This window comes from Paenibacillus sp. IHB B 3415 (assembly GCF_000802655.2).
Classification (GTDB): domain Bacteria; phylum Bacillota; class Bacilli; order Paenibacillales; family Paenibacillaceae; genus Paenibacillus_AQ; species Paenibacillus_AQ phytohabitans.
In genome coordinates this window covers 168,900-175,193 of sequence record NZ_JUEI01000007.1, presented here as the reverse complement: position 1 = coordinate 175,193, position 6,294 = coordinate 168,900, and the positions used below count along the sequence as shown (strand labels likewise).

General features: G+C 49.7%; 6 protein-coding genes. 5 read left to right on the top strand and 1 reads right to left on the bottom strand.

The annotated features are described in order from the left end of the window. The first annotated feature begins 96 nt into the window (after positions 1 to 96). The 4 genes from QW71_RS04885 to QW71_RS04870 all read left to right on the top strand — a co-directional run bounded on the left by QW71_RS04885 (position 97) and on the right by QW71_RS04870 (position 4,039). Positions 97 to 1,215, top strand: a complete 1,119-nt coding sequence (locus QW71_RS04885) for an IS4 family transposase (RefSeq protein ID WP_039294006.1) — start codon at positions 97 to 99, stop codon at positions 1,213 to 1,215. Positions 1,216 to 2,038: 823 nt separating this feature from the next. After that, entirely contained in the window at positions 2,039 to 2,668 is a 630-nt protein-coding gene (locus QW71_RS04880) for a YhbD family protein (RefSeq protein WP_039294004.1), read from the top strand. 14 nt (positions 2,669 to 2,682) lie between these two features. Further along, the gene (locus tag QW71_RS04875; protein WP_039294002.1) at positions 2,683 to 3,369 is read left to right on the top strand and encodes a hypothetical protein; all 687 of its coding nucleotides are present in this window, start codon (positions 2,683 to 2,685) and stop codon (positions 3,367 to 3,369) included. Beyond that, on the top strand, positions 3,359 to 4,039 hold the full coding sequence (locus QW71_RS04870; protein WP_039294000.1) for a hypothetical protein: 681 nt from the start codon (positions 3,359 to 3,361) through the stop codon (positions 4,037 to 4,039). The genes QW71_RS04875 and QW71_RS04870 overlap by 11 nt, the downstream gene beginning before the upstream one ends. Here QW71_RS04870 and QW71_RS04865 read toward each other — a convergent pair. After that, positions 4,036 to 4,662, bottom strand: coding sequence for a GyrI-like domain-containing protein (locus tag QW71_RS04865; RefSeq protein WP_039294100.1), 627 nt, complete (start codon positions 4,660 to 4,662; stop codon positions 4,036 to 4,038). The two genes, QW71_RS04870 and QW71_RS04865, sit on opposite strands and share 4 nt — an antisense overlap. 192 nt (positions 4,663 to 4,854) lie before the next feature. Between QW71_RS04865 and QW71_RS04860 the strand changes: the two genes are divergently transcribed. Next, positions 4,855 to 5,763, top strand: coding sequence for an SMP-30/gluconolactonase/LRE family protein (locus QW71_RS04860; RefSeq protein ID WP_235441392.1), 909 nt, complete (start codon positions 4,855 to 4,857; stop codon positions 5,761 to 5,763). The last annotated feature ends 531 nt before the right edge of the window (positions 5,764 to 6,294 follow it).

The following is a 6,294-nucleotide window of genomic DNA, read 5'->3' as shown; positions in this document are numbered from 1 at the left end:
TATAGGGCTGTTGATTAGCCAAAAAAAGGTAGAAAAAAGGCCGCTTATTCGTTACAGTGTTTGTACCCCTACAAACATCCGAAACGAGGCGACCTCATGAAAAAGTCTACTTCATTATCGAATATTCTGCAATTGATGATTCCCGAGGAAAAAATACGTCCGATTCTCGAAGAACTGAAATATATCGATGTTGCACGTAAGTTTACGGTTTATGATTTGCTCCTATTTTTGGGGGAAGCTGCATTCCAGCAGTGGGATGGATATCGGGACGGCGAGCAGCGAATGTCTCTTTGCGGACAACGTGCTGTGGATCACTCTACCCTCTCAAAAAAGGCCAAAGATGTTCCCTTTGCCTTGTTCAAGCGTCTGCTGGATCTCATGATCGGGCTGTGCAATCGAAAAACTCAGCGTGTACTCGGTATTCCGAAAGAATTGCTGATCGTTGATTCCACGACCATTACAGTAGGTCTGGGACGGCTGTCTTGGGCTCCCCACAAAGGCCAGAAATCAGGTGTTAAGCTGCATGTGGGAATCATTGGTGACCAAGGGGAATTGCACAAGGTTACCGAAACGACTGGATATGAACCTGATTTGAAGAGTTGTCCCGATCTGCTTGACAGTAGATTTATTTTGGTCGCAGACCGGTCTTATGGTAAGCATAAGCTGTTTGACAGTTATCAAGAGCAGAAAAAACGTCAATATTTTGTGATTCGGCTTCGCGATAACACAATCTTTACGCATCCGATCCCACGCGAACGAAATCTTCCTTTTGAGGGAAGCATCGAGCAGGATTTGACCTGCCAATTGGGCCAGAAGACGACCCTTACCCGGAACCGATTTCGGGTGGTCATCTTAAAGGATCCCCAAGGAAACCCAGTCATTCTCGCCACAAATCTGCACTGGTATTCTCCAGAAGGCATTGCAGACATCTATAAAAAACGGTGGCAGGTCGAAGTCTTTTTTCGTTGGATTAAGCAGCATTTGAACATTCCGAGATTGTTTGGATCGACGCCCAATGCGGTGTATGGACAGCTATACACGGCTTTACTAATTTATGTTTTACTTAAGTTTCTGTTTGACCAAGGAAATGAAATTGTGCATTTTAGCGCTAAATTAACATTTGCCGATTTTGACCGGTTATTTACTTTGCAGACTTTACCGCCGGAGTGGTGTGTTTATTTAGCCAATGCAACGTTTTTCACTTCCAAAAATTAGCTAATCAACAGCCCTATACGTATTACAACTCTAAGCCAACAATACAGGGGAATTTTCAAGGATTGTTGTAGGAAATACAACAATCCTCGCGATTATTCGCTAGAATGAGGCGAAATGTTGCATTTCATACAACAATCCCCGCTTAGCTAGCGCATATTGAGCGGGAATGTTGTATTTTGTGCAAGATTAGTCTCCAGTACACGAAGAAGCCCCTCGCTTTGGTGGATGCTCACGCTTTGGTGGAACACCAAGCCTATCTCTAATTCTACGGAGATATTCCTCCCGCTTTGGTGGATGCTCTCTCGCTTAGGTGGAACACCAAGCCAGTCTCTAACTCTACGGAGGTGCTCCCTCCATTTTGCTAGATATTCCCACGCTTTGGTGGTTGCTCCCTCGCTTTGGTGGAACACCAAGCCCGCTTGCAGACTTTACCGCCGGAGTGGTGTGTTTATTTAGCCAATGCAACGTTTTTCACTTCCAAAAATTAGCTAATCAACAGCCCTACAAAACGTACAACATTTACATCTACACGTCTACAGTGCTTCCTGACTCTAAGAAGTCCCAAGTCAGCCGGTAACGAATCAAGTGTAAGAAATGGAAATTGACGTATTCCGCCAGTCCCGCAGCGGCTAACCGGCAACTTGAACTGACAGGGAAAAGTGGCGGAGAATTATGGAACTGGAGGAGTGGGGTGTCAGTCCTTGTCTGCTGAATTCCACTGTGAACCTCAGTATGAATTCAAGAAAGTATATAAAGAGTAAGCGATGCTTGTTTATTTACAACGTAACAGTGTTATGTTACGATGGTCGCAAGGAGTGATCGTATGGAAGAGGAATTAATCTCCAAGAAGGAGCTGCTGGATGAAACCGGCATCTCATACGGCCAGTTATACCGCTGGAAGAGGAAACAATTGATTCCTGAGGAATGGTTCATCCGCAAGTCCACATTTACCGGACAAGAGACTTTTTTCCCGCGGGAACGAATACTGGGACGGGTGCAGCATATTTTGCAGAAGAAAGATGATCTTTCTCTCGATGAACTGGCCGGAAAGCTGTCAGAGCCGTTGTCTCAGCACCAGCTCATATTAACAGTAGCACAGCTAAGGGAACGTAACATTGTTTCGAACAGTAGCCTGGAGCGGTTCGGCAGGCCGGACAGTGAAGGGATGCAGCTAACCTTTGAGCAGATTCTGAATCTATTCACTGTAGATTTGCTGCTGAGCAAGGGAGAGCTGAATCTGGAGGAAGCAGACCGGCTCTATCTGACACTTGGAGTGCATACCCCGGGATTTGCGGGAAAGAACTGGGAGCTGTTTTTTGTACGGAAGATGGGGGTCAGTTTCTATCTGATGGCGCTGTCCGGGGCAGAGCTGGCCTTCGATGAAGGAGTCCGGGTAGTCAGCAGGCTTAGTCTTGCCGACCTGACAGAACAATTGAAAGTAAGATTAAGCTAATGGGAGGACTGGCAATGGAGAAGAAGGAGCTGCCGGATTTGCAGATGGATGGGGTCAATACAGCCGCCGGAGGCAAATATAACAAGGTGAATATCAACGGCGTAAGCAAGATTAACGGAGCGCTGAGCGCGCATACCTATAAATGTGACGGCGTAATGAAGATGAACGGTGATCTTGCCGCGGAAGAGATGGAGATTAACGGTAATTTTAGACTGAAGGGCAACCTCCAGGCTGGTGTAATGAAGCTGAACGGTGTGCTGACCGGAGACGGCAATCTGCGGGGAGAGCGCTGTGAGCTGGACGGCATGCTGAAGCTAAAAGGCAATTGTGAGGTTGAGGAGCTGATTGGTGAAGGGGTATTTACTGTAGGCGGGCTGCTAAGTGCAGGGCGGATAGAATTCGGGCTTCATGGTTTGGCAGAGGCCGGCGAAATTGGGGTGGAGAGCCTGATTATCCGCAAAACCGGCTCCGCAGCATGGGGCAGGCTGTTAGGAGGGATCATTCCCAAGTTCAAACTGGAGCTGCGGGCCAAGCTCATTGAAGGCGATTATATTGATCTGGAATATACAACGGCGGATGTGGTCCGGGGCGGCACCGTCATTATCGGGGAAGGCTGCAGCATCGGCCGGGTCGAATATAGAACGGGACTGACAGTACATCCCGGAGCCCGTGTGGAGAAGGAGGAGAAGAATGGTGCATGATTCCGTAACGCGCAATGATCTGAAGATATTGGGGACATCCAGTTCTGTTGGCGGGTATTTCAAGGATGTCAAAGTGACCGGAGAATGTAAATTTACCGGGGATGTGGATTGCCTGAAGTTCAGCCAGACCGGAGAGATCAAAGTGGACGGCAATCTGCGGCTGCAGCATATGAAGATTACCGGAGAGTGTGAGGTTAAGGGGCGGATCGACGGAGCCAGTCTGCGCGGACAAGGTCAGCTTACGGCAGGCGGCGGGCTGCGGATAGAAGATATCAAACTAACTGGCGGGATTATGGTTACCGGAGATTGCGAGGCAGAGGAGCTGCAGCTTACCGGAATCATTGAGGTGAGCGGACTGCTTAATGCGGGAAAGCTCGAACTGGGATTGTTTGGCCCCTGCAGAGCGGATGCGGTCGGCGGCAGCAGCATTTCTATCAAACGCAGCCGGACCGGAGCCTTGCTGAGGCCCGGACAAGGCAAGAAAATGAGCTTTCAGGCCCGGCTGATTGAAGGGGACCAGATTGAGCTGCAGAGTACGCAGGCGCAGACTGTGCGTGGAGGAAGGGTTATAATCGGCATAGGCTGCGAGATCGATACAGTGGAATACCGTGATACCCTAGAGATTCATAAGAGCGCAACGGTACGGAATCCGGTGAAATTACTGCGTTAATTCTGGCGCGATACCTTGAACCTCAGCACCGTTCTCAGCTTCTCCTGGTGGACCCGGCGGGCATCCGAAATATAGATTTCCCGGTGAAGATGAGATATCCGCCGCAGCTCCCGGTCTGCGCAATATTGCTCCATTCTTGCGAAGCTGTGCGGCTCATCATCGTAGGGGCCGGTATGCATCATTTGTACACTGAGGCCGTCTTCGAAGCTATCGAAGGCGGCTTTGTGCAGCAGCGGATGCGGCTTGCTGCGCTTGACCTTCTCCAGAACTTCAGCGGCAAGCTCCGGGGTTACAAAGTCCGGCTGCCGGATCATCAGGGTGTACACCAATTCGTCTTTATCAAGGACTGCTTTCTTACGGCCGGCTTCGCTGAGATCCCACACGCCTTCCAGCGGGAAGACCGTATAGTCGTAATACCCATCCGGTTCCGGCCCTTTTTTGGGCAGCATCTTAATGGCATAAGAGAGGGAGTACAGTACGCCGACGGCTTCAGCGAAAGGCGCAGCATTCGGATTGCCTTCACCCCGCAGTATGAAATAATTATAGGCGGGCACTTGAATCAGCGCGGGTTCGGCAGCGGGCAGGTAAAGAGATTTGTCTTGTTTTCTCCATTCAACTTTCAACCGGATCACCTCATTCATTATTATTCTGCTATATGAAGGATACCATGCTGAACTGGACAGGTGTATGTCATGTTGGCAGGAAGCCGGTAGTACAAATAGCGCTGCGGAGGCAAGAGCTGGGAAGTAGAATAATCAGGCAGAGTATTCATGCAGATTCATATTAAATTCATGATGAGCTTAGGAGGGTTTCCGTTGAACGGACAAATTGAATTAGTTATCGATGCCAAGGCTGCGCTTGGTGAAGGACCGCATTGGGATCAGGTAGAAGGCAGGCTGTATTGGGTGGATATTGACGGTAGGGAATTGCGGGTATATGACCCCGCTGCGGGTACGGAAGACATCCATTCCTTTGATCAAAGAGTAGGGGCAGCAGTACCGGCGGCTGGCGGCGGCTGGGTCTTGGCTATGGAGGACGGGATATACAGATTCATGGAGGATCAGCCTCTGGTGCTACTTGCTTCTGTGGAAGCTGAGATTTCCTCAAACCGGCTGAATGATGCCAAATGCGACAGCCGCGGCAGACTATGGTTTGGCTCGATGAACCGGAAGCATGCAGGGAAAGACGGCAGCCTGTATGTTATGGATTTAGAGGGAGAGGTGCGGAAGGTCTTGTCCGGCATCGGCATCTCCAATGGTCTGGCCTGGGATGACAGCCGCGGACTAATGTATTACATAGATACACTGACCTTCACGGTCGATGCGATGGACTATTCGCTTCAGGATGGCTCGGTAAGCGGCCGCAGAACGGTGATCCGGTTCGCCGAAGGGGAAGGCTGGCCGGACGGGATGACGATTGACAGTGAAGGTATGCTTTGGATTGCCCACTGGCGCGGGAGCTGCGTCTCCCGCTGGAATCCGCATACCGGGGAGCAGCTCCGGAAGATTGAAGTTCCGGCTCCTTATGTGACCTCCTGCACGTTCGGCGGTGAACATCTGGACGAGCTGTACATCACCACGGCATGCGGCGGCATGAGCCCGGAGGAGCTGGAGTGCTGGCCGCTGGCCGGCGGATTATTCAAGATCAAGCCAGGTGTGAAGGGCGTGGCGGGGAACCGCTGTGCAGTTAATGCGGATAGTATAACATCAGATTTAAACTTGTGAGAACATTTAGGTAAATCGCTTGCTGAGGGGTTGCAGTGACCCTGATTACGGTAGTTCCGGTAGGCTTAACTGCACTTTGTACAACTAAAACATCTGATTTACAACCGATTATTGGTTTAGTTGTATTTCGTGCAATTAAACTGCCATATGTAGAGCGGTTCTCACCCATACGGGAGATTTAGTTGTACAGAATACAGTTATAAGTTGCCAGCAAGCTTTTTCGCTGTTTTTAATTGCACATTTTACAACTATCACATGCTGCGATATTGAATCAACTCACATCTCTGGTTCTGATGTTGTGCTAGTAGTATATGGATATCATGAATATCTCCATTCAATTCAGGTATGGTCAGGTGTTGTCTATTGTCAGGATTGCTGCTGATGGACAACATCTTTTTTTGCTGCTGGTTTGTGAAAATGGTCCGCTGCGCTGTGAAAATGGTCCGATAGCCTCCTACCGCTGTCACGCGCCGGGCGCCGTTCCTCTCTCCTGATAGCAGGTTGCTTTCTGCTAGACTGAAAGCGCAAACA

Bases quoted from the DNA above. Each gene is read 5' to 3' on its own strand.
- QW71_RS04885 (WP_039294006.1), top strand. From the start codon at position 97: ATGAAAAAGTCTACTTCATTATCGAATATTCTGCAATTGATGATTCCC.
- QW71_RS04880 (WP_039294004.1), top strand. From the start codon at position 2,039: ATGGAAGAGGAATTAATCTCCAAGAAGGAGCTGCTGGATGAAACCGGC.
- QW71_RS04875 (WP_039294002.1), top strand. From the start codon at position 2,683: ATGGAGAAGAAGGAGCTGCCGGATTTGCAGATGGATGGGGTCAATACA.
- QW71_RS04870 (WP_039294000.1), top strand. From the start codon at position 3,359: ATGGTGCATGATTCCGTAACGCGCAATGATCTGAAGATATTGGGGACA.